The organism is Microbacterium sp. LWH13-1.2, from assembly GCF_038397735.1.
In the GTDB taxonomy this organism is placed as follows: Bacteria; Actinomycetota; Actinomycetes; order Actinomycetales; family Microbacteriaceae; genus Microbacterium.
Window position 1 is genome coordinate 2386594 of the sequence record NZ_CP151635.1, and the last position, 26003, is coordinate 2412596.

The window sequence follows — 26003 nt, forward strand, 5'->3', positions numbered from 1 at the left end:
GCTGCACGGTGACAGCGTGATGGGTTTCACATCATGACCCACCGGCACGCCGGAACCGGCGAACTTTTGTGGTGGTGGGTATGCCGTGGGGGCGGACCGGCATGGTGCCGACGCCCAGCGCGCACGTCGAGACGTGCACACACCTGATCAAGTGTAATGCCACGTAACGTGACGGTCAAATGAGCGTCGGCCTTCGCACCGTGCGGTCAGCGCAGATCCCTCATCCGCGCCGCGACTCCACCGCCCTCGCCCGTCCGGCGCTCCGCGGTCACCGCGATGATGAGGAGCACCGCTCCCATCACCGCGAGCGTGATCCACCACGGCATCGACTCGACACCGCGGCCGATCTGCACCGAGAAGACGAAGACGTTCTCGATCGGCAGCACGATGAGTCCGAGCAGGAACGGGGCGGCGAGGCGGTTGCGCGAGCCGATGAGGATCGCGGCCAGAGCGAGCACCATCACCAGGATCGCCCGCCAGGTGAGCGGATCCGTGAAGGTCGAGACGATCGACGCGATCATCATCGTGACGATCCCCGGCGCGAGCAGCGCCCACGAGCCGCTCCACCGGGCGGGCCAGCTGTTCAGCGTGCCGCGCTCTCGCGCACTCTCGCCGTCGGTCCGTCGCATGGCGAGCGCACCGGCGACCAGCAGGAAGGCGCCCAGCGGCAGCGAGAACCACTCGACTCGCAGATCACGCGGGCTCCATGCCACGACGGCGGTGACGAAGGCGATGGCGAAGAGGAACCAGACGGGCGGTGCGGTCGTCACCCGCACGCTCACGCTGCGTGCGGTCACGACGGTCGCGACCAGATAGCCGAGCATGAGCATCCACATCGGCCAGATCGAGAACCAGTCCCGCTCGATCGCGGTCCAGGTGCCGGCTGCGAGCGCGAGTGCTGCGGGAGCCCCCAGCCATCGCGTGGTCCGCAGCGCGGATTCGACGCGGGCCGAGGCGCGGAGGGACCTGGCGGCGAACGCGAGCACCACGGCGCCCACCGCGCTCACGCCGAGGCAGGCCACGAAGAGGCCCAGCCCCTGCAGCTGCGCGAAGTCCCAGCCGAGTCCGATGCGGATGCCCTGGAGGGGTCCCACGACTGCCGCGAGACCCGCAGCGATCAGGGTCGGGATGCGCAGCGCACGAAGCCTGTGCAACCGGGATCCGGGCCGGGTGCGGCGCACCAGAGCCTCGAGCGCGAGCAGCACCCCGGAGCCGGCGAGGAGTCCTCCGACTCGCCACGAGACACCCGTCTGGCCGCCGGCATCGGGTTCGATGAGCGCGACGAGCGCGAGGATCGGCCCGATCGCGATGAGCAGCCCTGCGCCATACAGGGCGGTCGCCCGACCGCCGCGGACGGTGACGAGCACGGCCACGAACGCGGCGCCCAGGGAGGGCGGCAGCAGATACGCCTCGAGGAGGTCGACGCCCGTGATCCCCCAGACGCACCACAGCGCCCCGGTGAACGATGCGCCCGCGACACCCCAGGCGTATCGGCGACGCGCGAACAGCGCGGCGGCGACGCCGCCGATCCCGATCACGAGGAGCACGATCAGCGCGGTGCCGAGGCCCGCCGCCTCACGACCGACCGCGAGGCCCGTGGCGATGAGTCCGGTGAGCACTGCCGAGCATTCGATCGCGACTCGCGCCGCATCGGCCGTCGCCGCCGCGTGCCCCCTCGCGATGAGCGCGTCGCGGATGGAGGACGACGCCGCGAGGGCGAGGGCGACGAGCACCGCGACGATCGGGAGAGCGACCGGGGACCCGCTCGAGGCGAGCAGTTGGGCACCGAGACAGACCACGACGACCGCGAGGGTCGGCACGAGCATTCCCGCTGCGGCTGTGCGCACGAGGCGCGTGAGCCCGGGGCGGCGCGTGAGAAGCAGCGTCAGGGCGAGGACGAACATCAGACCGGTGGAGAGGGCGGTCCAGCCGCTGCGTTCTTCGACTACCTGCAGGACGCCGATTCCGAAGGGCACCGCGGCGACGACGAGGATCGCCTGCCACGACCGCGCACCGATGCGCGCGATGTACGTCGCCGCGATGGCGACGAGCAGTCCCGCTGATGCCGTCAGGCAGAGCTGCGCGATGCTGCCGACCCCGCCTTCGGCCAGCGCCGTCGCGACGAGGATCAGCCCGTAGGCGAAGCCCGCGCCGACCGAGAGGAAGCGTCGGCGGGCCGGACGCACGGCCGCGAGGGAGCCCAGCGCGATCAGCGTCGCGAGGCCCGCGAGGGGGACTGTGGATGCATCGCGCCAGGCGACGATCACCGAGGCGACGAGAGCGAGATGGGCGCCGATGAGCAGGAGGGGCATGATGCCTCTGCCCGCGGTGCGCTCCGGCATGCGCGCCATCACCACGGCGACCGCGACGACAGCACCCGCGAGGACGGCGACAGCGGCGGGCACCACCAGCAGTCCGCTGCAGCCGAGGACGAGAACTGCGAGCACACCGGATGCGAGGGAGATCCGCGCGGCGGGCACGGAGAGCGTGCGGATGCCGTCCCGCTCGCGGGCGAGGCCGCCGAAGACGGCGAGACCGACGCAGACGGCCGCGAGACCGAGCGGGGTGCCTGCACCGGCGAACCCGAAGGTGTCGACGCCGTCGGTCCGCCGGAGGAAGCCGGTGACAGTGGTGCCGCCGGTGATCACGGCGTCGGCGAGCAGGGCGAGGGTCGGCACGGCGAGCACCGACAGTGCTCCCCCGGCGACCTGTCCGCGCGGCACCCGCGCAGGAAGAGGCGCCACCGCGCCGATCAGCACGAGCGCGATGGCGGCCACCGTGGGGATGATCGCGAAGTACCACGAGAACGAGAGCTCACGGATGACAGGGACGGCGTACACAAGCGGAACGATCGCCGCCGAACCCGTCGCTCCCGCGACGTAGGCCCAGAGGGGACCGAGCATCCGCCGAGCCGCGATCACGGCATGCACCGCGATCAGCGCGAGCATCCCGCTCACGGCGAGCAGCGACGCGGTCTCGCTCCCGAGATCGATCCGCCAGACGAGCACGAGTGCGCTCGCAACCGCGATCAGCTGCACGGCGACGAGGGTGACGCGCTCGACGATCGGCGGCCGGAGCAACTCGACGATGGCCGCTCCGGCGAAGGCGACGCCGATCGCGCCCGCCACGCCCGAGATCGAGGTCGCTCCCGCCGCGCCCAGCATTGCGGGGACGAGCGCCAGCGTGACGACGGCCGTCCACTGCCAGACCCTGATGCCGCGCTGCGTGCCCGCGCCGAGCATCACGATCGAGGCGACGGCGGAGACGACCGCGGCCGTGAGCCAGGGATCGACCGCCGGCGCGGCGAGCTGGGTGACGGCGTGCACGTCGAGCCCGGCGAACACCAGCCCGAGACCGCCGACCGCCTCAGCGGAGAACCGCAGGCCGCGCCGGGAGAGCATCCAGGCTCCCCCGAGGAACAGAAGAGTGATGAGCCCGACGATCACGCTGCGCAGGGCGCGGTCGGCGAGGTCGGGGTTGAAGTACGTGAACACGATCGCGGCCACGGCGAACAGGCCGGCACCGGCGGTCGCGAGGACCGACTGGAGCGTCGCACTGCCCTGCGGCGATGCCGGGTTCTTCTCACCGCTGCCTGCGCCCGGAGGAGGAGGCGGCTGCGACTCGGACGTTGCCGCGGCATGCGCCGTCTGCGGCACGGCGACGGACGCGGGGACGGCCGCCGAGGCATCTCTCGAGGCAGCTGCCGCGGGGAGGTGGGTGATGAGCGGGACGCGGGTGAGCGTCTCGTCGCGAGTGCGGATCGCCGCGGCGGCCGCGAGCGACGCCTCCCACACCTCGGTGCCGATCGGGCCGCGAAGGTCCGCGCCGCATCGCGCGCAGCATCCCCCGTACAGCATCCCGCGACAGAGGGGGCAGCTCGTGTGGTCGAGGATCTGCAGGGCGAGGACCTCGCCCCAGGTCTTCGACGGCGAGCTCGGGGTGGACGCGGTCACGGACGTGGTGGTCATCACCGCTCCTCGGTGTCGGGGACCCAGCGCAGGATGTCGCCCGGCTGGCATTCGAGCACGCGGCAGATCGCCTCGAGCGTGGTGAAGCGCACCGCCTTGGCTCTGCCGTTCTTGAGCACGGCGACGTTCGCGGGCGTGATCCCGATGGCATCCGCGAAGTCCTGCACGCTCATCTTCTTGATGGCGAGCTGCACGTCGAGGTCGATGACGATCGGCATCAGACGACCTCCGACATGTCCTGCTCGAGCTCGAGCGCCTTGCGCAGGAGGCCCCGCAGCACCACGACGAGCAGCGCGAGGGCGGCGCTCACGACGATCCCGAGCACGGCCAGGAGCGACAGCGACAGCGACACCGCGCGACTGGCGACGATCACGATGTAGGAGACGAGGATGATCGCGCCTGCGGCGATCAGGGCGCCGAGGATGACGTCGACATAGCGGAACGCCTCGACCCGGAAGATGCGCCCTTCCTGCACGAGAGACAGCAGGAACCAGATGCACACCAGCGTCACCTCGATGAGCGCGATGAACACCACGGCGCCGATGATCCCGGGGACCTCGAGCTGCGCGACGTCGGGGTTGCGGATCGCGGTGACACGCGCGACCTCGGGGATGACCAGGGTCTGACTGGCCAGCAGGAGCGCGAGCAGGAGGATGATCAGCGCCTTGAGGACGCGCGAGACACGAGGATGCATGGAAGGGCCTATCGATCGCCAATGGGTATCTATCGAAAAACGATACCCATGACCACGCGGCGTCGCCACTCCCCCGTCGACCTCCCAGCGGATATGCAGGCAACGGGGCGGCCTCGCCCACGGTGAAGCGGGCTCGCCTAGGGCAGGTCGGGATCGAACGGCGAGTCGAGCGAGTCGGTCAGCTCCGCCAGCAGCGCCTCGATCTGGGGCTCGACATGCTGCGAGATCGCCGCCTGGATGTAGATGCGGTGTCGGAGCAGGATGCTGCAGATCTCGCGCCCCACCATGTTGGCGTACTCGTCGGCGAGAGCGACCTCTTGCCGCAGCGCCGCCTTCGCCTCATCGCTCAGCGGCGGGAGGGGAGGAAGGTCCGCCGTCGCGTCGTCGGCCATGCCGGCGATCGTGAACAGGAACGGCGCCCCGGGAATCGGCTCCGGGTCCAGCGGCAGACCGTCGAACTCGGGGTCGAGCCCGTCGGCAGGCCGGTAGCTGCGTGCCCGGTTGCGTGCGGCCTGCTGGTCGAGCTCGCGCTGCAGCATCGGCAGGTTCCGGGCGGTGTACTCCGCGACGGCATGGTCGACGATGGTCTTGATCCTGGTCGAGAGTCCGTGCTGCACGCCGTGCGGCGTGTTCGAGCCGATGCCCGCCGCCGACAGGATAGGCGAGCCGAGACAGCGCCGACAGGGCGCGACTCTTCCTCGATGGGTGGCCGGCTCCCACCGAGGCACCCAGCGCAGCCAGGCCTCGACGGCCTGGTCGACCTGCGTCTCCAACGAGCGCTCCACACCTAGAGCGTACGGCGCACCCGGGGTGCACACCGCGATTTCCGCATGACGGCGGGGCGTCACTCCTCGTCTTCGCGCTCCCAGGGCCACTGCGGATGCTGGGCGCGCGTGCGCCGGAGCGCGACGCCGCCCCAGGCAGCGATCGCGGCGGCGAGGACGAGCACCGCACTCGGCCCCCCTGTCACGAGGTCGCCGGCGACGGCCGTCGCGATGATGAGATCACCTCGCGCCGTCGCCACACCGATCCATACGGCGACCAGGTGCGCCAGCGCCGTTGCGATCGCGATGCCGGGAACGGCGAGGAAAGACGGGTGCGATCGCCGCAGGGTGAACCAGAGGGCCAGAGCGAAGACGACCACGGCGACCAGCATGCCCGCTGCCCCGGGAACCTGACCGAGACCGCGGACCGAGATGATGTCGCTGTCGGTCGCCACGCTCACCGCACCGAGTCCGAAGACGGCGAGGGCGAAGAAGCTGATCGCCGCGAGCACCAGCGCCAAGACGGCCGAAACCCCCGCGGACTCGGGTCCACGGGGGTTCGACGACGACATGTTCGTGACTACCTCGACAGCGTCGGGCCGGCCTCGAGCGTGCGCTCGTACTCGCGCTGCGCCTCGGCGTTCAGCTCGGTCTTGCGGGCTCCGCTGCGGGCGACCCAGGCACCGAACCAGATCGTCAGCTCGCGAGCGAACACGAACGCGGCGATCGCGAGGGGGTGGAAGAGCTGTGCGCCGACGAGGTCATCGCCCTCGCTCGCACTGAGCAGCCAGAACGGCGCCTCGAAGAGAGCCCCGAGGATGTGACCGCCGTAGGCGATCAGGCCGACGATGATGCCGAAGACGACCCAGAGTCCCCAGCGACCGCGGTTGATGAACGCGCCGAGCAGCCAGAAGCCGAGGAAGAACACCACGACGGGAACCCAGAAGCCCCAGGTGGTGAGCGGTGCGAGCGCTGCCTCGGCGATGTTCTCGCCCGTGACGTCGCCGGCGAAGGCGCCGAGTCCGAGCGTGGCGCCGAGATACAGGATCGCGAAGGCGACGGTGGCCAGCAGGCCGATGGCGCCCGCCGTGCCGCGGTTGCCGCGCTCGCGGGGCGGCTCGGGAGCCTGCACGAAGATCGGCTGCTGCTGCAGGGGCGGAGCGACGACGGGCTCGGCCACCGCGGGCTCGGACGGGACGATGCGCGTCTCGGTGTCATCGACCGACGAGTACGCGGCGCCGGCCAGGGCCGACTGCTCGTGCGCCACAGGAGGCGTGTACGCCGCGGTGGCGTCGGCATCCGTGTTCCACGACGCCGTCTTGACGTCCTGCTCGTCATCCAGGTACTTGGGGTCGTTCAGCTCCGGCGTCGCGAAGGTGCCGGGGTGGTCGTTCTCGGCCGCTTCGAACGCGGCGAGGTCGGGGTCGACGGCGGGTGTCGTCGTCGCGGCCGACTTCTGGTCAGCAGGGTCGGTGGTGTCGGCGGGCGTGCCGGAGACACCTGCACCCGCTGCGGCGGCGGCGTCGAGTCCAGCGTTCGCGCTGTCGACGACGTCGTTGACGTCCTTCGGCCGCTCGGGCTGTGGAACCTCGGGGTCACTCATGGGGTGCGCCTCTCATCGGAAGTGTGCTCTGCGAGGTTACCGCCGCCCCCGCGCCCGCTGACGGAGGCGTGCCGACGTGTCGCCCAGCCCGTCTCCGCGCGGATCTCTCGCACCGTGGCGCGTCAGCGGGTCAAGGCAGGGTCGATCGAAGAGCGTCTCCGACGAAGGAGGCCATCGCGGGCATGATCGGAATGGCGAACCAGATCAGAGCGCCCACGACACCGGTGCACAGCACACCGGCGATCCAGCTGATCGCCACGTTGCGCCCTGCGACCCGTGCCATGCCTCCACGCTACGACCGGTGGATGAAACCACCGTGTCGCAACGCCGAGGATCTCGCGTGGATCAGCCCTTCGTGGCGCCGGCGGTGAGCCCGCCCACGATGTAGCGCTGCAGGAACAGGAAGAGGATCATCACCGGGATGGCGGCCATGACCGCGCCGGCCGAGAACGCCGACCAGTCCGCGTAGCGCGGGTTGGCCACGAGCTTGGTGAGGCCGACGACCAGCGTCTGCTGCTCGACGTCGACGAGCATGACGCTCGCGATCACGTATTCGTTGACCGTGCCGATGAACGACAGCAGCGCGACGACTGCGAGGATCGGCGCCACCAGCGGCAGGATCATCGTGAAGAAGATGCGTGCGTGACCCGCGCCGTCGATGCGCGCGGCCTCGTCGAGCTCCATGGGCAGCGTGTTGAAGAAGCCGTACATCAGGTAGGTGTTCACACCGAGCGCGCCGCCGAGGTAGACGAGGATCAGGCCCGTGTGCGTGTTGAGCCCGATCGCGGGGAACCAGTCCCCCAGCGTCGACATGAGCAGGAAGATGGCGACCACGGCGAGCAGCTGCGGGAACATCTGCACGACCACGATCGTGACGAGCCCGATGCGACGGCCGGCGAAACGCATACGCGAGAAGGCATATGCGGCGAGAGCCCCGATGAATACTGTCACGCCGCCGGTGACCACCGCGATCACCAGGGTGTTCAGGAACCACAGTCCGTAGGGGTTCTGCGGATCGCTGAGGATTCGCACGTAGCTGTCGATGCCGATGGCCGAGAACAGCTGGTTCGATCCCGTCAGCGTTCCGCGCGGGTTCAGCGATGCCGACACGACGTACAGCAGCGGGAACAGCGCGAACGCGCTGACGATGATCGCGACGACGTGGCGCCATCCGGTGTCGGCGAACCAGGCGCCGATCGAGCGACGACGGGGGCCGAGATTCCGCTCGACCGTGACGGGGGCGGCGGCGCGGGTGTCCGTGGTGCTCATGTCAGTTCAGCTCCTCGAGGGCCTTGGTCTTGCGGAAGCTGATGATCGAGATCGTCGCGACCACGATGAAGATCAGGATCGTGAACGCGGAGGCCAGGCCGTAGTCGCGGGATTGCCCCGTGAAGGCCACCTTGTAGACCATCGAGATCAGGATGTCGGTGTGTCCGACCGGGATGCTCACGTCGTCGAACCGGGGCCCGCCCTTGGTGAGCATGTAGATCAGGTTGAAGTTGTTGAAGTTGAACGCGAACGACGAGATCAGAAGCGGAGCCACGGTCACCAGCAGCAGGGGCAGCTTGATGCGGCGGAAGACCTGCCACGGGTTCGCGCCGTCCATCACCGCCGCCTCGTTCACGTCTTCCGGGATCCCCTGCAGGGCCCCCATGCAGACGAGGAACATGTATGGGAACCCGAGCCAGAGGTTGACCAGGAGCACCGACACCTTCGCGAGGGTCGGGTCGGTGAGCCACGGGATGTCCGCTCCCCCGAAGATCACCTGGTTGATGAATCCGAAGCTCTCGTTCATCATGCCTGCCCAGACGAGGGCGGAGAGGAACGCCGGGAAGGCGTACGGGAGGATCAGGATGATCCGATAGCCGTTGCGGAACCGCATCCGCGTGTTGTTGAAGACGAGGGCGAGCAGCAACCCGAGGAAGAACGTGGTCGCGACCGACAGCAGTGCGAACACGAAGGTCCAGATCGTCACCGAGATCAACGGTCCGCGGATGGACTCGTCGGCGACCGCGCGCACGAAGTTGTCGAACCCGACCGTCGTCTGCCAGCCGGGCAGCAGCGCCTCGCCGTCCTCGGCGGTGAAGGCTCCCTCGCCGGTATCGGTGTAGATGGCGCCGGTCGCCGTGTCGGTGATGGTGTCGGCATCGGCGTCGTACTCGAGGGTCGAGACGTACAGATAGCCCTTCTGCCCGTCGGGGGCGCGCAGGCTGCCGTCGTTCGGGTCGTCGCTGAACGGCACCGAGAGCTTCTCGAGCTGCTCGGACAGCGTGAAGACCTTCGCGAGCGGGAGGGTCGTCCACCCGTCGACCGCCACAGCCTGTCCGCCCTCGAAATCGGCGTCGACCTCCTGCAGCGGCTGCTCGGCCGTGCCGAGCAGCGCGTCGCCGGAATCAGGATCGGTCACGAGCAGGCCGTAGGTGCCGAACTGCTCGACGACCGTGACGGGGTAGGTGGCGGAATCCTCGACCCGCTCCTGGGCGGAGGCGAGGAGCGAGGAGATCGCCTGATCCTTCGTGCCGTTGTGCCCGGTGCCGTAGTTCGTGAAGCCGATGTACCCCGTGTAGAGGAGCGTGAACACCTGGAAGACGATCAGGAAGATGATCCCGGGCGTCAGGTACTTCGCTGGCACCCGCTTGCGCGAGAAGTAGATGTAGTTGACCAGCACGGTGACGGCGACGACGAGGCCGAGCACCAGCCACTCCTGCTGGCCGAAGAGCACGAATGCCGCATAGAGGGCGATCGCGTCGACGACCGCCAGCAGCAGGATCTTGAGCAGCATCCAGCCGATGGGCCCGGATGCGGCCTCGGCGATCTTCGCCGCCTGGCGCTGGCGTCTGTTCAGTGGAGCCGTGGGCTCAGCGAGTTCTGTCATCTCGTCCCCGTCGTCGAGCTGCCGGGGCGGACGATGTCCGCCCCGGCAGGGATGGTGCTGGGTGTCTTACTTGATCGCCGTGGTGACGTCGTCGACGAGCTTCTGCCACGTCGACGCCGGGTCGGAGCCGTTGATGATCGCAGCCTCCGCGACGCCCCAGAACTCCCACACGGCGCCCATCGCCGGGATGGCGGGCATCGGCACGGCGTCGGCGCCGACGGCCTGGAAGCCGGCGATGATCGGGTCGGATGCCGCGGAATCGGCCGCTGCCGTCAGCGCGGGGAGGATGTTGCCGGCCTTGAACAGCTCGAGCTGGACCTCTTCGGTGCCGATGTAGTTGACGAGGAAGTCGTTCGCGGCGACCTTGTTCTTCGACTCGGAGCTGACGAAGAAGCCCTTCACTCCGGCGAACGGCGATGCCGTCTCACCCGTGGGGCTCGGGACCGGGTCGATCGCGACATTGATGCCCGCTTCGGTGGCTGCGCCGACGTTCCACGGACCGGTCAGCCAGAAGGCCGCGGTGCCGTCGAGGAACTGCTGCTTGGCGATCTCGCCGTCGATGTCGGTGTTCAGCGTGCCTGCCGCACCTTGCGCTGCGAGCCAGTCGGCGAACGCCGTGCCCCCCGCGCTGCCGAGCTGCAGGTCTGCGGAGTCGTAGCTGCCGGAGTCGTCGGTGCCGAAGACCGGAGCACCGAATGCCGTCTGGAACGGGTACAGGTGGTACGGGTTGCCCTCGGCGCCCTGCTCGACGACGAATGCGCCCTTCGAGACCATGTCGTCGAAGCTGGTCGCGGCCTCGGGAACCATGTCGGCGTTGCGCAGCACGGCGATGTTCTCGACGGCGTAGGGAAGCATGTAGACGGTGCCGTCGTACGTCGCCGCCTGGAGGGCGACGGGAAGGTAGTCGGCCGACGAGTCGCCGAGCTCGAGGGGCGCCACGACGCCGTTGGTCGACAGCTCGCCCAGCCAGTCATGCGCGCCCATGACCACATCAGGGCCCTTGCCGGTCGGCACCTGCTGGATGAAGTCGTCCTTCATGTCGTCGACGGACTTGCCGACGAGCTCGACCTTGACCCCTGTCTTCTCCTCGTAGGAATCGGCCGCACTCTGCAGTGCATCGACGCGCTCCGCGTCGACCCAGACGGTCAGGGTCCCGCTGCTCTCGCCGTCGGACGACGAGTCGCCGCCGTCGGTGCCGGTCGAGCAACCGGCAAGGGTAAGAGTCGAAACGAGCGCGATGGCTCCGGCGGCAACGATGCCCCTCTTGTTCACCTTCATTGGTGTGTGCCTCTCTGAATGCTGTGACCTGCAGGACTGCAAGCGCTTACAGTATGCATCGAGATCGATGCGATTCGCAACGAAGGAGCGCGTCGATACCAAGCTGTGACCGGACCAGTGTGATTTCGGCGCGGTGGAAACGCTTCCAAACACGCGGGAAAACAGCGGTGTCGATACACTTTGGGTATGGCTGACAGTTCCTTTGACATCGTCTCGAAAGTGGATCACCAGGAGGCCGAGAACGCCCTCAACCAGGCGCGCAAGGAGATCGAGCAGCGCTACGACTTCAAGGGCACCGGCTCCTCCATCGCCTGGAGTGGCGAGCAGATCCTGATCATCGCCGGCACAGAGGAGCGGGCGAAGGCCGTTCTCGACGTCTTCCAGTCGAAGCTCATCAAGCGGGGCATCTCGCTCAAGAGCCTCGAGTCCGGCGAGCCGTTCGCGAGCGGCAAGGAGTTCCGCATCGTCTCGACCCTCAAGGACGGCATCTCCTCGGAGAACGCGAAGAAGATCAACAAGCTCATCCGCGACGAGGGCCCCAAGGGCGTGAAGAGCCAGATCCAGGGTGACGAACTGCGCGTGCAGTCCAAGAGCCGTGACGATCTGCAGTCGGTGATCGCGTTGCTCAAGGGCGCCGACCTCGACCTCGATCTGCAGTTCATCAACTACCGCTGACCCCGTGGAGCGAAGGGGACGGATGCTCGGCATCCGTCCCCTTCGCTCTGCCCGCCGATCGCATTCCGATATATGGGCGCGAGTGCCCGAGACTGGTCTGAGTCGCGTCCCGATGCGACAGACGATGCGGCGATGCATGACGCGCTGCCGAACCACGGTTCCGCGCTTCGCGGATCGCGGTTCCCGCCTTGTGGGGACTGGGCGCAGTCAGCTCCGTGCACGCCATCGTCTGTGGCCGGCGAGTGTTCTGAACACTCGCCGGCCGCAGAATTTCACCTGTACCAATCCCGGATCACGCACCGCCGGCGAGCGCCCACTCGCTCTCCGAAAAATGCGCCTGTGGATTGTTGGCATCGCGATCTACTTCGTGATGTAGTGGCCGTCCGGGCACATCATGGGGGGCCCGGATCTGGAAAGCAACTGGGGGCGGTCCATGAACAGCAACAACTCGATGACGAGTATCCGAGAGAGCAAGCAGCTTCTGGCAGAGGAGGTGTTCCAGCACATCGGCGCGCAGATCGTGGAAGGCGTGTTGGAACCGGGGCATCGCATCCGCGACGTCGATGTGGCCGAAGAACTGCATGTGTCGCGGACTCCGGTGCGAGAGGCGTTACAGCGCCTCGAGCGCCTCGGTCTCGTGACGATGTACCCGAGCAGATACACCGAGGTCACCGCGGTCACACCCGAGACCGTGGAGCAGACGCTCGAGTTCGCCGGATACCAGGCGGGGATGGCGGCGCGTATGGGCGTCGCCAGAATGACTCAACAGGAGCGGGAGAGCCTCGCGGCACTCGTCGAGGAGATGTACATCGGGCTCGATGACGACGTGCACATCTCGAACACGCGGTGGGCGGTGTTCTCGTTTCTCAGCGAGCGCACTCGCAACCTCCAGCACCAGGTGCTGATCAACGACGCGAGTCTGGCGCTGTTCCGCAATCTTCGGGGCTGGATCGTCCCCGAGGGCGATCGAGAGCGGATGCTCCAGATCTACCGGGACTTCCGGGGCACTGTGCTGCGCGGTGACGCCGACGAGGCCGAGCGCCTCGCCCGGCAGATGCACTACGTCTGATCGGGCGACGAGACGCTGAGTGCGATGACGGTCAGCGCGCTGCCGACCACCCTCTGACCCACGCGTCGAGACGGCGATACGCTTCCTCTCTCGCCTCATGGCGAGAGAGGAAGACGTCGTGCAGCGCACCGTCGATGCGTTCGACGGTGACCGACGGTCCGAGCTTGAGGGCCGCACGCGCGATGTCGTCGACGACGAGGACGGAGTCTGCTCGGGTGAGGTCTTCGGACCACCGCGTGGGGGGCGCGAAGCGCGCAGAGAGCAGCACGCAGACGGGTGCATCGATCGACAGGCCGGCTGCGACCGCGGCGTGCCCCGAGAGCACGGCGTGGAACCACCCGGCGTGCACGGCCATCGTCTGCGCGGGGCGCCATCGCAGGTCCACCTCGACGGGGTCGTCGGGATCCGCGACCTCCTGCTGCGCGCGCGTGTAGAAGCCGAGATCGACCTGCGGGGCGACCTCACGCGGAGCCCAGCGCGCCTGCAGCTCCGCCACCGGCGCGATGAGCGGCCGTGCCGATGCGACCTGGAACTCCAACCACGGGCTGTTCAGGATCACGGCGTCGGCGGTGTCCGGGTGTCGCGACGCCCACAGGCTCAGCGTGAGCCCTCCGGTGGAGTGCCCCAGCAGCACGAGACGACGAGCGGATGCCGTGCCTTCAGCGCCTCGCCCCATCTCCTCGAGAGCCGCGGCGATGTCCTCGTCGTAGGTCGCGAGATCGGTGATGTAGCCGGGCGTCTGACCGTCTCGCAGGCTGCGACCGTACTTGCGCAGGTCGAGTGCGTAGAAGCGTGCGCCCCGCGCTGTCCAGAACCGCGCGAGCCGCTTCTGGAAGAAGTAGTCCGACCACCCGTGCACATACAGCACGTCGACATCCTCGAGCAGACGGCGACTGCCTCGCAGGCGGTCCCACCATCCCTGTTCGCTCGGCAGAGCCCGCACGAGAGTGGCCACGACAGGCCCCTCGTCGTCGTCCGCGAGCTCGAGCGTCAGCTGCTCGAACTCGTCGCCGAGGACGTCCGCTATCCACTCAGGCATGCGGCCAGGCTAGCCGACCCCTGACCGACTACTGCGGAGCGGTGTGTCCGACCGTGAGGTTGCGTACTGCCGCCGCTGCCAGCGGAGCGGGATCCGCCGCACCCGCCCCGTTGTCGTAGGTCACGAATCGGAGCCAGTCGATGCCCACCCGCACGTCGAGGATGTTCTCGCCGTGTTCACCGGCACTCGATTTCGCCGCATCCGCCCCCTCGACGTCGACCGGTGTGCCCTCGAGCTTCTCGAACGCCCACGCCCCTGCCGGGAGCGTGGTGAGCATCAGGTACGCCGCCCCTTCATATTCGCTCGCCGAGGTTCGGAAGTAGCAGATCCGTGACCCGTTCACGTACTCGTACACCTCTGCGGGGATGCCCCATCCCCCGAACTCGGTGATGAGCCGCGCATCTGACACGCCGAACAGCGTGTTCACCTCCTGCTCGGTGATGAACCGATCGCACGGGGCGCCGACGATCTCGCTGTCGATGTACTCCACCTCCCGGAGAGAGGATGCAGCTGAGGCCGCGAGACGACGCATCGCCTCTTCCAACCGCTCGGTGTCCGCGTCGCCGAGGCCGGGTTCGGTCACCGTGGCGGTGAGCAGCACCTCGCCGTCGGGGAATTCGAAGTAGCACCCGCCGTCTTCGCAGCGCGCCTGCTCGCCCCAGTATCCCTGCCGCTCGGTCGCACCGGCGATCACGGCAGCTGCACCCGGAACGAGCACGACCTCCCAGTTGCGATCGAACGTCGCCCCCGCAGAGCAGGCGATCCCGCCGGCTCGCTGGAACAGGTGCTGCCCTGGGCCCGGGATCCAGCTCATCGTCGACACCACCGACAGCACGGGTCGCACGGGCGTCTCAGGCTCGCCCACGAGCGCGCGCATCTCGGCGGCGACGTCGTCGCACGTCACATCGAACGCCGACTCCGGGTCGACGATCGGCTCGGGTGTGGGCGTCGGGGCCACGGAAGCCGACGGGGATGCCGTCGGCTTCGGGGTCGGGGCCGGCTCAGGAGTGCATCCCGAGACCAGCAGCAGGGCGGCCGTGCCGAGCACGACGAGAGATCGCAGTCGCATGCGCCCAGCCTAGGGACGGCGACACTCCGACACGCGAGGCGCCGACAACGATCGGATGACGGTCACTCGCCGCGGGAGACGCGCACCATCTCGTCACGGGGAACGACCTTGACGCGGGCGCGTTCGTGCGGGGCGCCGAGGGCGACCTCGTGCTCGTCGAGACGGTGCCAGCCGTCGAGGTCGGTCCAGCGAACGCCGCGCTCCTGCAGCAGCGCGGGGATCGCCTCTTCCGAGGGGTCTTCCGGTCGCCACCACGAGCCCTGGTCGTTGATGATGTGGCGCACGGTCTCCATGGCGTCGGACTTCGTGTGACCGATCAGGCCCACCGGCCCGCGCTTGATCCAGCCGGTCGCGTAGATGCCGGTCATCTGCTGGTTCGAGTCCTTCGCGAGCACCTGGCCCTCGCGGTTCGGGATCACGCCGTGCTTCTTGTCGAAGGGCACACCGGGAAGCGGAGAGCCGAAGTAGCCGATCGCACGGTAGAGCGACTGCATCGGCACCTCGCGCATCTCGCCGGTGCCCACCGCGCCGCCCTGCCCGTCGGGCTTCGTGCGCTCGTAGACGAGGGCGGCGACACGGCCGGCCTCGTCCTTGCGCACCTCGACCGGGCGGGCCCAGAAGTGCAGGTGCAGACGACGGGATGCGGTGCCGCCGGCGTTGTTCTCATCGCCTCTGGCGTCATTGACCGACGGGCGCTTGCGCCACGACTGCAGGATGCGGTCGATGACCATGACCTGCTTGTTGCTCGCCACGGCGTCCTTCGAGGCCTCGTCGTAGTCGAAGTCCTCGTCGTAGACGACCATGTCGACGTCGCGCAGCTCGCCGAGCTCACGCAGCTCGAGAGGGGTGAACTTCACCTGCGCGGGGCCGCGGCGGCCGAACACGTGGACGTCGGTGACCTCGCTCGCCTTGAGTCCTTCGTAGACGTTGTCGGGAACCTCGGTGACCAGCAGATCCTCGGCGTGCTTCGCCAGCATGCGCGCGACGTCGAGGGCGACGTTGCCGTTGCCCAGCACGCCGACGGATGCGGCATCCAGCGGCCACTCGCGCGGCACGTCGGGGTGACCGTCGAACCAGCTGACGTAGTCCGCTGCGCCGTACGAGGCCACGGCGTCGATGCCGGGGATGTCGAGAGTCGTGTCGCGGATCGCGCCGGTCGCGAAGATCACCGCGTTGTAGTGCTTCTTCAGGTCGTCGAGGGTGATGTCCTCGCCGAAGCGCACGTTGCCGAACAGCCGGATGTCGCCGCGGTCGAGAACGTCGCGGAGTGCGTTGATGATGCCCTTGATACGCGGGTGGTCGGGTGCGACGCCGTAGCGGACCAAACCGTAAGGCGCGGGGAGCTGCTCGAAGAGGTCGATCGAGACGTCGAACTTGCGCTCGGCCTTCAGCAGGATGTCGGCGGCATAGATGCCGGCGGGGCCCGCTCCGACGATGGCCAGTCTGAGCTTGGTCATAAGGGGTCCTTTCGTATGCCGTCACGCCCGATGCACGCGGCCTGCGGCCGCCGTGCGATCAGCTGGAGCGTTCGACGAGGGTCTCGGCGAAACGGGTGAGCGCTTCGCGAACGGTGCCTCGCGGAAGCGGGGCGAGCGCGTCGATCGCATCCTGGGTCCAGGAATGCGCGAGCGCGAGAGTCTTCTGGGTGCCGACGTGGTCGCGGAGCTCGGTGAGCGGTCCGTCGAGGATCGCGGGATCCGCTCCCTCGGCGATGCGGGTGACCCCGTCGTCGATGCGAGCAGCGAGGTCGATCGATGCCTCGTCGGACTCGGCCTTCAGCAGCAGGTAGGGCATGGTCGGGACGCCGGCACGCAGATCGGTGCCCGGCACCTTGCCGGTGTCCTCGGGCTTGGCCGACAGATCGATCACGTCGTCGAGCAGCTGGAAGGCGACGCCGATCTTCTCGCCGTACACGCGCAGCGGCTCTTCGTACTCCGACGGGGCGTTCGAGAAGATCACGCCGCCCTGGGTCGCCGCGGCGATCAAGGATCCCGTCTTGTCCGCGAGCACCTGGATGTAGAACTCGATGGGGTCGTCGTCGGGCTGGGCGCCGATCGTCTCGTGCATCTGGCCCAGGACGAGCCGCTCGAACGTGTCGGCCTGTAGGCGGATGGCCCGCTCCCCCAGACGCGACATCAGCTGGCTCGCACGCGAGAACAGGATGTCGCCCGTGAGGATGGCGATGTTGTTGCCCCACACGGTCTGCGCCGCGGGCACGCCCCGACGGCGGTCGGCGCCGTCCATGACGTCGTCGTGGTACAGCGAGCCGAGGTGGGTGATCTCGAGCGCCTTGGCGACGTCGATCACCTTCTCGGTGTTGCCGTCGCCGAGCTGGGCGGCGAGCAGCGTGAGCACGGGGCGGATGCGCTTGCCCCCGGCCTCGTAGAGGTACCGGCTCGCAGCGTCCGCCAGAGGATCGGCGACGCGCACGTCGTCTGCGAGTCCCGTCTCGACGAGCTCGAGGCCGTCTTCGATCGCCCGAGCGATGCGTCGCCCGGCGGTGCCGATGAAGACACGGTCGCTGAAACCGAGACGGCTCGCCAGTCGCGAACCCGGGGCTACGCGGCTCGAAGTCACGTGTTCAGCCTACCTTCGTCAGACGTACGGGTTCGCGCGCGGTGTTCACGCGGGCTTGAACGCCCGGTGGAGCGCGACGATGCCGAACGACAGGTTTCGGTACTCGACCTCGGCCCAGCCGGCTTCGCGGATCCACGCCGCGAGCTTCTTCTGATCGGGCCAGTCGCGGATCGACTCGTTCAGGTAGTCGTACGCGTCGCCGTTCGTGCCGGCGACTCGGGCCACCCTGGGCAGCACCTGCGAGTTGTAGAAGCGGTAGGCGGCGCGGAACACGGACCCGGGAGGGGTGGAGAACTCGTTGATCACGAGGCGACCGCCGGGCTTGGTCACGCGCAGCAGCTCGCGCAGCGCCTTCTTCGGGTCGTTCACGTTGCGCAGCGCATACGACATCGTGACGGCGTCGAACTCCCCGTCGGCGAACGGCAGGTCAGTCGCATCCGCCTGCACGAACGAGAGATTGCGGATGCCGCCGTGACGGCGCTGCCCCTCGGCGAGCATGCCGGGCGAGAAGTCGGCGGCGACGACCTGGGCTCCGCTGCGGGCGAGGGACGCCGACGACGACGCGGTGCCCGCGCCGAGGTCGAGGATCTTCTCGCCGGGCTTCGGGGCGACGGCGCGGGTTGTGGCCGCGCGCCACAGCGCGTCGTTGCCGACCGTCATCGCCGTGTTCGTGCGGTCGTAGCCCGCGGCGACCTGGTCGAACATGCCGCTGACGCGGGCGGGGTCCTTGCCGAGATCGGCGCGGTTTGCTTCGTTCGAGGTCACGAGTCCAGTCTAGGCGCGAGGTGCAGGGCTTCGAGGCGGTCGAGCCAGAGATCTCCCGTCGCATCGTCGAACGGTGCGGTCCGGTGGCGCACGCGCTGCTCGAGGTCGAGCGCCAGCGCTTCGAGCCTCGTCATGACGTCTGCCGGATACCCGTACTGCGCGCTGTGCTCCTCCCATTCGTCGCGGTCGTCGACCCAGATCCCGCGGTCGCCGTCGACCCGGACGACGTCGAGATCCATGTCGATGCCCACAGCCAGCAGCGGGTCGTCCGACCAGCGCACGTCCCAGCCGATGTCGATGTAGATGCGCATGGCCTTGGGGTGGTCTCGATTGACCGTCAGCGCGTAGTCGGTCTGCCGCGGGACCAGGGTGACGTTCGGACCGGAAGTCACGAAGGATGCCCCCGGGCGCGCGCTGTGCCAGCCGGCGGGCTGCCCGAGCCAGTCGCCCCACTCGTCGGCGCCGAGGTACACGCACTCGTGCCGCCAGTGCGGGGATCCGTCCCACTTTCGCCACTGGAAGATCATCTCGGTGCCGGGGGCGGGGCGGGCGTCGCTCATGCACTCAGCGTAGGCGGGGTCACTCACATCCCGGTCGACGAGCGACGAACTAGGCTGGAGGGGTGAGCAGCAGGCTGGTCGTGGAGACCCGTGAGATCGATCCGGTCGAGGATCTCCTGGCGTTCGCCGACCCGGCGCGGCCCCTCGCGTGGCTGCGCCGCGGAGACGGGATCGTCGCCGTGGGCGACGGAGTCGTCGAGACCATCCGTGTGCCGGCGGGCACGGCACCGCTGCGCTCTGCGGCGATCGCCGACGCCTGGCGAGAGCTCGCGCAGGATGCCGAGGTCGACGACGGACTCGGACTCCCCGGATCGGGCCTCGTCGCCTTCGGGGCGCTGACGTTCGACGAGGACTCCGCCGCCGACAGCGTGCTGATCGTCCCGTCGCTCGTGATCGGGCGCCACAGCGGCCGCACCTGGCTCACCCGCATCCGCTTCTCCTCTTCCGCCGGCGCCGCGGATCACGCCGCGACGCGCGAGTACGGCCCGCACTGGGCGGGCACGGTGGGCCCTGGCGCCCAGAGCCCGCAGGGCTATCAGGAATCCGTGCGGCAGGCCCTGGGTCGCATCGCTGACGGCGAGCTCAGCAAGGTCGTGCTCGCGCGCGACCTCACGGGCAGCATCCCGGCAGGTTCCGACCTCCGTCGCCTCGTGAGGGCACTGTCGACCGGATACCCCGACACGTGGGCCTTCGCCGTCGACGGACTGATCGGCGCGAGTCCCGAGACCCTCGTCACCGTGCAGCAGCGCACCGTGACGGCACGAGTGCTGGCAGGAACCATCGGCCGTGGAGCCGATGCGGACGCCGACACCGCGGCATCCGCTCACCTCGCCTCCAGCACGAAGGACCTCGACGAGCACGAGTACGCCGTCCAGAGCGTGCTCGCCTCTCTTCGTCCGCACACCAGGGTCCTCGCCGCGAGCGAGCAGCCGTTCCTGCTGAAGCTGCCGAACCTCTTCCACCTGGCGACCGACGTCGAGGGTGAGCTCGCCGACGGCGGCTCGTCGCTCGACCTCGTCGGTGCACTGCATCCGACCGCCGCCGTCGCAGGCACCCCGACCTCTGCGGCGATCGCGGCGATCCGCGAACTCGAGCCGTTCGACCGAGGCCGCTATGCGGGTCCGGTCGGATGGGTGGATGCCGCGGGCAACGGCGAGTGGGCGATCGCTCTGCGCTGCGCGCAGTTCTCTCCCGCCGCGACCGAGATCACGGTCACGGCCTATGCCGGCGCGGGGATCGTCGCGGGTTCGGACCCCGAGTCCGAGATGCTCGAGACGCGGGTCAAGTTCCGTCCCCTGGTCGACGCCCTCGCCTGATTCTCGGCATCGCCGCGTTCATGATTCAGCATGGATGGCGGGAGCCGAGCTCCGATGGCGCCCTGTCGTCGGACGGACGCCGCTCATGCTGAATCGTGAATGCGGGCGCCGCCATCAGCTCGCGGCGAGGCGCTTCTTCTCGGCCTCGACGTCGAAGGTCGCCTCCGGCCACTGCGGGTCGATGCCCTGCAGCGCGTCGAGCAGCAGCTCCTGCACCGCGAGGCGGGCGAACCACTTGCGGTTGGCCGGGATGACGTGCCACGGCGCTGCGCTCGTCGAGGTGCGGTCGAAGACGGTCTGATAGGCGGCCATGTAGTCGTCCCACAGCAGCCGCTCGTCGACATCGCCCGGGTTGTACTTCCAGTACTTGTCCGGTCGCTCGAGTCGTTCCATGAGGCGCGCCTTCTGCTCGTCGGGCGAGATGTGCAGCATGACCTTGATGATGCGGATGCCGGATGCCGCGGCGTCGGCCTCGAACGCGTTGATCGCGTCATAGCGACGCTCGATCTCGTCCGCGGGTGCGAGCGAGCGCACCCGTCCGATCAGCACGTCCTCGTAGTGCGAGCGGTCGAAGACGCCGATGAACCCGGGTTCGGGCAGTCGCGGCGTGACGCGCCAGAGGAAGTCGTGGGCGAGCTCTTCGTCGGTCGGCGCCTTGAACGCCGAGAGCGCCACGCCCTGCGGGTCGACACCGCCGACGACGTGACGCACGATGCCTCCCTTGCCTGCCGAGTCCATGGCCTGCAGGATCAGCAGCACCGAGTCCTTCGCGACGCCCACCCGGCTCTCGGCGAACAGTCGCTCCTGCAGCTGATTGAGTTCGTGCAGGCCCGCCGCGAGATCGCGCGCACCGTCGGCCTTGGCCCCGTGATACCCGGGAGTGCTCTCGGGGTCGACGTCCGCGAGACGGAATCCGTCGCCGACCTGCAGGGTCTTGGCCCACTCATGCGCTGTCATGCGTTCATCCTGCCACTGCTCGCTCGCGCCGCGAGGAGAACGGGTCAGCGGGTGAGCGGAACCTCGATCAGCTGGCGTCCGCCGGCGGGGGTGGTGAGCACCTGGTCGAGAGCCGTGCGCGTGGTCACGCGCTGGTACTCCCAGCCGTAGGCGAGGGCGAGCTTCTCGAGACGCACGGTGTGCGGTGTGTAGAACGCCCGGTCGAGGTCGGCCCGATCAGCGGTCGAGGCCACCTCGAGCCCGTCGAAGATCGTTCCGCCGCCGTCATTGCCGACGACGACCTGCAGGCGTGGCTCGTCCTCGTCGGGCGGCAGCAGCAGCGCGCCGACATCGTGGAGGAACGCGAGGTCGCCCAGCAGCACCCGGGTGACTCCGGGAGCCCCGCCCGCTTGACTGGCCAGGGCGATACCCGTCGCGGTGGCGATGGTGCCGTCGATCCCCGCGAGTCCGCGGTTGGCATGCACCGGCACCTTCTTGCCGCCGAGCACCGCATCGGCGACCCGGACCAGCCGAGACGAGCCGAACACGAGGCGGTCATGCGGCCAGGTCGCCCGCCAGACGGCATCGGCGAGCAGCGCGCGGTCGAGAGGTCGGCGCACGGCCTCGAGCTCGGCCTTCACGGCATCGCGACGAGCGGTGAAGTCGCTCGAGGCGAGTCCGTCCTGGTCGGGCGCGCGCTCGCTGAGGTCGACGGTGTGAGCTGCGGATGCCGTGAGCCAGGCCCCGAGCCATTCGCGATCTCCGGCTCCGGGCACCACTGAGACGGATGCCGCGGAGGTCGTGCGTCCGTTGAGGTTCAGCGCCTCGCCGCCGCGGCGGACGGCGATCACGTCGACATCGGCGCGCGACAGCAGCTGGGCCACCTCACGACTGAGCGTCGGGTGCCCGAGCACGACCGCCCGCTCGATGCGCCCGCCGAGGTGGTCGTCGCCCAGCAGCGCGCGGTAGCCGTGCACGATCTGACGACCGAAGCGGGCGCCGCTGACGATCTCGGCGATCAGCGGCCAGGATCCTGCGTGAGCGATCTCCTCGGCATCCGCTCCGGCGTCCGCGCCGGCGATCACGACGGTGCGTGGCCCGCGATCGAGCACGAACGGCTCGGGGACACGAGCCTTCGGTGCGTCGCCGGGGGCGATCTCGAGAGCGGGGATCTCGCCCGAGAGCGGTTCGCGAGAGGGCAGGTTCAGGTGCACGGGGCCGGCGACTCCGGGGAGGCCGCGCGCGGCATCCGCCCCCAGCGCCACCGCGACGGCGCGCTCGGCGAGACCCGACCAGTCGCCGTCGCCGGGCACGGGGGCATCGATCTGCTCGCGCACCCAGGCGCCGAACAGGCCGGGCTGGATGGTCGCCTGGTTCGCACCGACGCCACGGAGCTCGGGCGGCCGGTCGGCGGTCAGCAGCAGCAGCGGCACCCCGGAATGGAAGGCCTCCATCGCGGCGGGCAGCAGATTCGCCGCGGCCGTGCCCGAGGTGCAGAGGACTGCCGTCGGGACTCCGGTCTCACGCGAGAGACCGAGGGCGGTGAATCCTGCGACGCGCTCGTCGATGCGCACGTGCACCCGCAGGTGCCCCTGGTTCGCGGCATGCACCGCGGCGAGCGCGAGCGCCTGAGAGCGGGAGCCCGGTGAGAGCACGAGATCGCGCACTCCGTGGGCGATGAGGTCGGCGATCAGGGATGCCGCGGCATCCATCGCCGGCGATGCCGTCACGGACGAGTGTCCGGCGCTGTGCCGTCGGGTGCAGGGCCGTCGGGTGCCGCGCCGTCGTCGGTCTCGTCCTCGAGCTTCGCAAGCTCCTCTTCGAGGCGGCGGATGCGGGCATCCTGCTCGCTCTTGCTGATGCTGCGGAGGAACTGGGGGTCGTCGTCGGGGGCGACGATCCTGATCGCTCCGCCGTTGTCGTTCGCGCGGCGGCGCCCGATCGTGAACCAGAGGATCCCGCCGATGACCGGGATGAGGATCACGATGGCTATCCAGACGGCCTTGCGCACTCCGCGGTGCCGCGTCGGCGGCTGGACGGCGCAGTCGACGATGCTGTACACCCAGAAGATGGCTGCCAGGAACCCGCCTACGATCAACAGTCTCGCCACCCCTCCAGTGTAGGCGGGTGAACGGGAGGTGGATCGGCCACGGCGGCGTGACGAGCGCTCCGAGCCCGTTCCGACACCCGATTGTTAGACTGCGCGGATCATGTCCACCCCGTCGATGCGCCTGCGACAGCACGGCCCCGAGCGGGTGCTGATCCTGCGGATCGCTCTCGCGCTCGGCCTCGCTCTGCTGCTGGTCATCGGCGCGTGGTCGACGTCGCACGGCAAAGCCGATGCGCATGCCACGCTGTGCCTTGCGCCCGGGGTCTCCGCGGCCTCGGCCTCCTCCCATCACGACGGCGCCGTCACGGTCGTCGACGCGGTGTCGTCGGACACCGGCACAGCCGTCGCCGCGCTGTGCTGCATCCTTCTCGTGTTCGTGCTTCTGCTCCTGCGCTTCGGTCACGCCGCGCGCCTCGTCGTGAGGAGCCGCGGGCTCCTGACCGCCGCTTCGGCTCGCGCCGGCCCTCGCCTGCACGTCCCCGCGCTCACCCTCACGCAGCTCTCGCTCTCCCGCACCTGAATCAGGCACGCCGTCGTTCGGCGACCCCGGCCGCGTCGCGGCATCCTCATCCGTGCCTGATATCACCCGTTGGAGAACCCCATGAAGACCCCTGTCAAGGCGACCCTGATCGCCATCGCCGCAGCCATCGTCCTCGCGATCGTCGGCATCGTCTTCGCGATGTCGCAGCGCGCCTCGGAGCCGGCTCCGCCCGAGGGCGAGAAGCTGCAGACCGTCCGCACCGACTCGCACGTTCTCGACCAGGGTGGAGCGGACGCCGTGACCGTCGTCGAGTTCCTCGACTTCGAGTGCGAGGCGTGCGCCGCGTTCTACCCGATCGTCGAAGACCTGCGCGAGCGGTATGACGGCGAGATCACCTACGTCGTGCGGTATTTCCCGCTGCCGGGGCACATCAACTCGACGCAGGCCGCTCTCGCTGCCGAGGCCGCGGCGCAGCAGGACCGGTTCGAGGACATGTACCACCGGCTGTTCGAGACGCAGTCGCAGTGGGGCGAGCAGACTCAGGAGACTCCCGAGATGTTCCGCGGATTCGCCGCAGATCTCGGACTCGACATGGCGGCGTACGACGCGGCCGTCGCCGATCCGGCGACGCTCGAACGCGTGCAGGCCGACAAGAGCGACGGCGAGCAGCTCGGAGTGCGCAGCACGCCCAGCTTCTTCATCGACGGCGAACCCGTCGTGCTGGAGGCGTGGGACGACCTCGAGACGGCGATCGAGGAGGCGGTGAACGGCTGAGTCAGAGAAGGCCGCGGGCGACCAGGGCCTCCTGATACCCCGCGGCCTTGTCGTGGATCACCTGTCGACAGGCGATCAGCGACTCGATCTGCGCATCGAGTGAGCGTTCGTGTGCACGCAGCAGGGCAAGTCGCTCGGCCTCATTGCCGCTGCCCGCTCGCACGAGGGCGGCGTATTCGCGCAGCAGCGCGATCGGCGCTCCGGACTCGCGGAGCCGCCCCAGCAGGGCGAGCCATGCGAGCGAATCGTGGGCGTACACGCGCCGCCCGCCGGAGGTGCGGGGCACATCACGAGGGAACAGCCCCTCGGCCTCGTACCAGCGCAGGGTGTGCACGCTCACGCCCGCCAGGCGCGCGAGTTCGCCGATGCTGAACGTGCGCGTCGTGTCGACCACATCAACCACGAGGACTCCTCCTTGACTTCGAGTGCACTCTAGATCGTACGGTCGGATCATGACAGCTCCTCTCGACATGATCGCCCGCCAGCAGCCTCTCTCGTCGGAGTTCGGCTACCGCTCCACCGCGGCCGAGGTGATCGCGGGCACAGACCTCGCCGGCAAGACCGCGATCGTCACCGGCGGCTATTCCGGACTGGGACTCGAGACGGTGCGCGCGCTGGCGGATGCCGGTGTGCGCGTGATCGTTCCGGCACGGCGTATGGATGCGGCGCAGCAGGCGCTCGACGGGATCGCGGAGGCGGAGGTACGGGGTGCCGATCTCGGCGACCTCGACTCCGTCGCGGCGTTCACGGAATCGGTGCGCCGCGACGGTGAGCCGATCGACCTCGTGCTGAACGTCGCCGGCATCATGGCCACCCCGTTCGGTCACACGGCGCAGGGCTTCGAGTCGCAGTTCGGCACCAACCACCTGGGTCACTTCGCCCTGGTCGGCGGGGTGGCCGACCTGCTGTCGGACCACGCCCGCGTCATCTCGTACTCATCCGGAGGGCACTTCCGCTCCCCCGTGCGGTTCGACGACATCGACTTCGCGACGACGCCCTACGACCCCTGGGTCGCCTATGGGCAGTCGAAGACGGCGAACGCTCTGTTCGCGGTGGGCCTTGCGCGACGCGGCGCCGAGCGCGGCATCCTCGCCTTCTCGGTGCATCCCGGCGGGATCATGACCGAGCTGCAGCGGCACGTTCCCCGTGAGGAGCTGCTCTCTCGCGGCTGGATCGATGAGGACGGCACCCCGAACCCGCGTTTCAAGACACCGGCTGAAGGCGCGTCGACAGGGCTCTGGGCAGCGACCGCCACGGAGCTGGTCGAGCGCAGCGGTGCGTACTGCGAGGACTGCTCGATCAAGGGGATCGTCGCGCCCGACCACAGCGACATGACCACCGGCGGGGTGAAGGAGTGGGCGATCGACCCCGAGGCCGCCGAGCGACTCTGGGCGCTGTCAGTCTCCGCGACAGGCGTCGACGCCTTCGCCGGAGTCTGACGGCCGCGGCC

Annotated in this window: 26 protein-coding genes; 6 read left to right on the top strand and 20 right to left on the bottom strand. The window is 69.0% G+C overall.

Translation table 11 applies throughout. The features are described 5' to 3' along the window. Nucleotides 1–206 precede the first annotated feature (206 nt). The 10 genes from MRBLWH13_RS11465 to MRBLWH13_RS11510 form a co-directional block, all read right to left on the bottom strand. Entirely contained in the window at nt 207–3968 is a 3762-nt protein-coding gene (locus tag MRBLWH13_RS11465) for a hypothetical protein (protein WP_341955143.1), read from the bottom strand. Then, nucleotides 3968–4186: a helix-turn-helix transcriptional regulator gene (locus MRBLWH13_RS11470; protein WP_056514185.1), complete on the bottom strand. Its 219-nt coding sequence runs from the start codon at nt 4184–4186 to the stop codon at nt 3968–3970. The genes MRBLWH13_RS11465 and MRBLWH13_RS11470 overlap by 1 nt, the downstream gene beginning before the upstream one ends. Continuing rightward, the gene (locus tag MRBLWH13_RS11475) at nt 4186–4662 is read right to left on the bottom strand and encodes a DUF2975 domain-containing protein (RefSeq protein ID WP_341955144.1); all 477 of its coding nucleotides are present in this window, start codon (nt 4660–4662) and stop codon (nt 4186–4188) included. Before MRBLWH13_RS11475 ends, MRBLWH13_RS11470 begins: the two co-directional genes overlap by 1 nt. Nucleotides 4663–4799: 137 nt before the next feature. Then, nucleotides 4800–5447 carry a spermidine/putrescine ABC transporter substrate-binding protein gene (locus MRBLWH13_RS11480; protein ID WP_341955145.1) on the bottom strand — a complete coding sequence of 216 codons (648 nt, stop codon included), beginning with the start codon at nt 5445–5447 and terminating at the stop codon, nt 4800–4802. Between the two features lie 59 nt (nt 5448–5506). Next, nucleotides 5507–5998, bottom strand: a complete 492-nt coding sequence (locus MRBLWH13_RS11485; RefSeq protein ID WP_341955146.1) for a hypothetical protein — start codon at nt 5996–5998, stop codon at nt 5507–5509. A gap of 8 nt (nt 5999–6006) precedes the next feature. Next, nucleotides 6007–7029, bottom strand: a complete 1023-nt coding sequence (locus MRBLWH13_RS11490; RefSeq protein WP_341955147.1) for an ABC transporter — start codon at nt 7027–7029, stop codon at nt 6007–6009. Between the two features lie 130 nt (nt 7030–7159). Beyond that, complete coding sequence (locus MRBLWH13_RS11495; protein WP_341955148.1) at nt 7160–7312, bottom strand: hypothetical protein; 153 nt, start codon at nt 7310–7312, stop codon at nt 7160–7162. 62 nt (nt 7313–7374) lie between these two features. Next, entirely contained in the window at nt 7375–8298 is a 924-nt protein-coding gene (locus MRBLWH13_RS11500) for a sugar ABC transporter permease (RefSeq protein WP_341955149.1), read from the bottom strand. 1 nt (nt 8299) lies between these two features. Beyond that, a complete protein-coding gene (locus tag MRBLWH13_RS11505; RefSeq protein ID WP_341955150.1) occupies nt 8300–9904 on the bottom strand; it encodes an ABC transporter permease subunit in 1605 nt (534 codons plus the stop codon). Between the two features lie 66 nt (nt 9905–9970). Next, on the bottom strand, nt 9971–11182 hold the full coding sequence (locus tag MRBLWH13_RS11510) for a maltose ABC transporter substrate-binding protein (protein ID WP_341955151.1): 1212 nt from the start codon (nt 11180–11182) through the stop codon (nt 9971–9973). Between the two features lie 186 nt (nt 11183–11368). Between MRBLWH13_RS11510 and MRBLWH13_RS11515 the strand changes: the two genes are divergently transcribed. Together MRBLWH13_RS11515 and MRBLWH13_RS11520 are read left to right on the top strand one after the other, a co-directional pair. Next, a complete protein-coding gene (locus MRBLWH13_RS11515) occupies nt 11369–11857 on the top strand; it encodes a YajQ family cyclic di-GMP-binding protein (protein ID WP_056514207.1) in 489 nt (162 codons plus the stop codon). Nucleotides 11858–12290: 433 nt separating this feature from the next. Then, the gene (locus tag MRBLWH13_RS11520) at nt 12291–12926 is read left to right on the top strand and encodes a GntR family transcriptional regulator (RefSeq protein ID WP_341955152.1); all 636 of its coding nucleotides are present in this window, start codon (nt 12291–12293) and stop codon (nt 12924–12926) included. A gap of 31 nt (nt 12927–12957) precedes the next feature. Here MRBLWH13_RS11520 and MRBLWH13_RS11525 read toward each other — a convergent pair whose 3' ends face one another. The 6 genes from MRBLWH13_RS11525 to MRBLWH13_RS11550 all read right to left on the bottom strand — a co-directional run bounded on the left by MRBLWH13_RS11525 (nt 12958) and on the right by MRBLWH13_RS11550 (nt 18936). After that, the gene (locus tag MRBLWH13_RS11525) at nt 12958–13965 is read right to left on the bottom strand and encodes an alpha/beta hydrolase (RefSeq protein ID WP_341955153.1); all 1008 of its coding nucleotides are present in this window, start codon (nt 13963–13965) and stop codon (nt 12958–12960) included. A gap of 28 nt (nt 13966–13993) precedes the next feature. Further along, nucleotides 13994–15034, bottom strand: coding sequence for a hypothetical protein (locus MRBLWH13_RS11530; protein WP_341955154.1), 1041 nt, complete (start codon nt 15032–15034; stop codon nt 13994–13996). A gap of 62 nt (nt 15035–15096) precedes the next feature. Further along, nucleotides 15097–16491, bottom strand: coding sequence for an FAD-dependent oxidoreductase (locus tag MRBLWH13_RS11535; RefSeq protein WP_341955155.1), 1395 nt, complete (start codon nt 16489–16491; stop codon nt 15097–15099). Between the two features lie 58 nt (nt 16492–16549). Then, entirely contained in the window at nt 16550–17611 is a 1062-nt protein-coding gene (locus tag MRBLWH13_RS11540) for a polyprenyl synthetase family protein (RefSeq protein WP_341955156.1), read from the bottom strand. Between the two features lie 45 nt (nt 17612–17656). After that, nucleotides 17657–18316 carry a ubiquinone/menaquinone biosynthesis methyltransferase gene (locus tag MRBLWH13_RS11545; RefSeq protein ID WP_341958293.1) on the bottom strand — a complete coding sequence of 220 codons (660 nt, stop codon included), beginning with the start codon at nt 18314–18316 and terminating at the stop codon, nt 17657–17659. Nucleotides 18317–18372: 56 nt separating this feature from the next. Further along, nucleotides 18373–18936: a hypothetical protein gene (locus MRBLWH13_RS11550; RefSeq protein ID WP_056514270.1), complete on the bottom strand. Its 564-nt coding sequence runs from the start codon at nt 18934–18936 to the stop codon at nt 18373–18375. 62 nt (nt 18937–18998) lie between these two features. Between MRBLWH13_RS11550 and MRBLWH13_RS11555 the strand changes: the two genes are divergently transcribed. Beyond that, nucleotides 18999–20252: an isochorismate synthase gene (locus MRBLWH13_RS11555; RefSeq protein WP_341955157.1), complete on the top strand. Its 1254-nt coding sequence runs from the start codon at nt 18999–19001 to the stop codon at nt 20250–20252. Between the two features lie 114 nt (nt 20253–20366). Here the strand turns inward: MRBLWH13_RS11555 and MRBLWH13_RS11560 are convergent, their stop codons facing one another. From MRBLWH13_RS11560 to MRBLWH13_RS11570, 3 genes are read right to left on the bottom strand one after another with little or no spacing between them, the layout of a single operon-like run. Beyond that, complete coding sequence (locus tag MRBLWH13_RS11560) at nt 20367–21209, bottom strand: polyphosphate kinase 2 family protein (protein WP_341955158.1); 843 nt, start codon at nt 21207–21209, stop codon at nt 20367–20369. A gap of 44 nt (nt 21210–21253) precedes the next feature. Continuing rightward, nucleotides 21254–22900, bottom strand: a complete 1647-nt coding sequence (gene menD, locus MRBLWH13_RS11565; RefSeq protein WP_341958294.1) for a 2-succinyl-5-enolpyruvyl-6-hydroxy-3-cyclohexene-1-carboxylic-acid synthase — start codon at nt 22898–22900, stop codon at nt 21254–21256. Between the two features lie 14 nt (nt 22901–22914). Beyond that, nucleotides 22915–23298: a PLDc N-terminal domain-containing protein gene (locus MRBLWH13_RS11570; protein ID WP_341955159.1), complete on the bottom strand. Its 384-nt coding sequence runs from the start codon at nt 23296–23298 to the stop codon at nt 22915–22917. A gap of 100 nt (nt 23299–23398) precedes the next feature. On the opposite strand from MRBLWH13_RS11570, the gene MRBLWH13_RS11575 reads away from it, so the two are divergent. Together MRBLWH13_RS11575 and MRBLWH13_RS11580 are read left to right on the top strand one after the other, a co-directional pair. Then, nucleotides 23399–23818 carry a hypothetical protein gene (locus MRBLWH13_RS11575; protein WP_341955160.1) on the top strand — a complete coding sequence of 140 codons (420 nt, stop codon included), beginning with the start codon at nt 23399–23401 and terminating at the stop codon, nt 23816–23818. A gap of 81 nt (nt 23819–23899) precedes the next feature. Continuing rightward, nucleotides 23900–24553, top strand: a complete 654-nt coding sequence (locus MRBLWH13_RS11580) for a thioredoxin domain-containing protein (protein WP_341955161.1) — start codon at nt 23900–23902, stop codon at nt 24551–24553. A 1-nt stretch (nt 24554) separates the two neighbouring features. Here the strand turns inward: MRBLWH13_RS11580 and MRBLWH13_RS11585 are convergent, their stop codons facing one another. Next, nucleotides 24555–24956 carry a MerR family transcriptional regulator gene (locus MRBLWH13_RS11585; RefSeq protein WP_042538666.1) on the bottom strand — a complete coding sequence of 134 codons (402 nt, stop codon included), beginning with the start codon at nt 24954–24956 and terminating at the stop codon, nt 24555–24557. Nucleotides 24957–25005: 49 nt separating this feature from the next. Here MRBLWH13_RS11585 and MRBLWH13_RS11590 point away from each other — a divergent pair, with 49 nt between their 5' ends. Continuing rightward, nucleotides 25006–25992, top strand: a complete 987-nt coding sequence (locus tag MRBLWH13_RS11590; RefSeq protein ID WP_341955162.1) for an oxidoreductase — start codon at nt 25006–25008, stop codon at nt 25990–25992. Nucleotides 25993–26003 lie beyond the last annotated feature (11 nt).

What these genes read in the sequence shown, in the direction of transcription:
- MRBLWH13_RS11545 (WP_341958293.1), bottom strand. Translation starts at nt 18,316, where the DNA reads ATGTTCGACCAGGTCGCCGCGGGCTACGACCGCACGAACACGGCGATG.
- MRBLWH13_RS11475 (WP_341955144.1), bottom strand. Translation starts at nt 4,662, where the DNA reads ATGCATCCTCGTGTCTCGCGCGTCCTCAAGGCGCTGATCATCCTCCTG.
- MRBLWH13_RS11575 (WP_341955160.1), top strand. Translation starts at nt 23,399, where the DNA reads ATGTCCACCCCGTCGATGCGCCTGCGACAGCACGGCCCCGAGCGGGTG.
- MRBLWH13_RS11560 (WP_341955158.1), bottom strand. Translation starts at nt 21,209, where the DNA reads ATGACAGCGCATGAGTGGGCCAAGACCCTGCAGGTCGGCGACGGATTC.
- menD (WP_341958294.1), bottom strand. Translation starts at nt 22,900, where the DNA reads ATGGATGCCGCGGCATCCCTGATCGCCGACCTCATCGCCCACGGAGTG.
- MRBLWH13_RS11530 (WP_341955154.1), bottom strand. Translation starts at nt 15,034, where the DNA reads ATGCGACTGCGATCTCTCGTCGTGCTCGGCACGGCCGCCCTGCTGCTG.
- MRBLWH13_RS11465 (WP_341955143.1), bottom strand. Translation starts at nt 3,968, where the DNA reads ATGACCACCACGTCCGTGACCGCGTCCACCCCGAGCTCGCCGTCGAAG.
- MRBLWH13_RS11495 (WP_341955148.1), bottom strand. Translation starts at nt 7,312, where the DNA reads ATGGCACGGGTCGCAGGGCGCAACGTGGCGATCAGCTGGATCGCCGGT.
- MRBLWH13_RS11485 (WP_341955146.1), bottom strand. Translation starts at nt 5,998, where the DNA reads ATGTCGTCGTCGAACCCCCGTGGACCCGAGTCCGCGGGGGTTTCGGCC.
- MRBLWH13_RS11500 (WP_341955149.1), bottom strand. Translation starts at nt 8,298, where the DNA reads ATGAGCACCACGGACACCCGCGCCGCCGCCCCCGTCACGGTCGAGCGG.
- MRBLWH13_RS11535 (WP_341955155.1), bottom strand. Translation starts at nt 16,491, where the DNA reads ATGACCAAGCTCAGACTGGCCATCGTCGGAGCGGGCCCCGCCGGCATC.
- MRBLWH13_RS11490 (WP_341955147.1), bottom strand. Translation starts at nt 7,029, where the DNA reads ATGAGTGACCCCGAGGTTCCACAGCCCGAGCGGCCGAAGGACGTCAAC.
- MRBLWH13_RS11580 (WP_341955161.1), top strand. Translation starts at nt 23,900, where the DNA reads ATGAAGACCCCTGTCAAGGCGACCCTGATCGCCATCGCCGCAGCCATC.
- MRBLWH13_RS11470 (WP_056514185.1), bottom strand. Translation starts at nt 4,186, where the DNA reads ATGCCGATCGTCATCGACCTCGACGTGCAGCTCGCCATCAAGAAGATG.
- MRBLWH13_RS11515 (WP_056514207.1), top strand. Translation starts at nt 11,369, where the DNA reads ATGGCTGACAGTTCCTTTGACATCGTCTCGAAAGTGGATCACCAGGAG.
- MRBLWH13_RS11550 (WP_056514270.1), bottom strand. Translation starts at nt 18,936, where the DNA reads ATGAGCGACGCCCGCCCCGCCCCCGGCACCGAGATGATCTTCCAGTGG.
- MRBLWH13_RS11525 (WP_341955153.1), bottom strand. Translation starts at nt 13,965, where the DNA reads ATGCCTGAGTGGATAGCGGACGTCCTCGGCGACGAGTTCGAGCAGCTG.
- MRBLWH13_RS11520 (WP_341955152.1), top strand. Translation starts at nt 12,291, where the DNA reads ATGAACAGCAACAACTCGATGACGAGTATCCGAGAGAGCAAGCAGCTT.
- MRBLWH13_RS11590 (WP_341955162.1), top strand. Translation starts at nt 25,006, where the DNA reads ATGACAGCTCCTCTCGACATGATCGCCCGCCAGCAGCCTCTCTCGTCG.
- MRBLWH13_RS11510 (WP_341955151.1), bottom strand. Translation starts at nt 11,182, where the DNA reads ATGAAGGTGAACAAGAGGGGCATCGTTGCCGCCGGAGCCATCGCGCTC.
- MRBLWH13_RS11505 (WP_341955150.1), bottom strand. Translation starts at nt 9,904, where the DNA reads ATGACAGAACTCGCTGAGCCCACGGCTCCACTGAACAGACGCCAGCGC.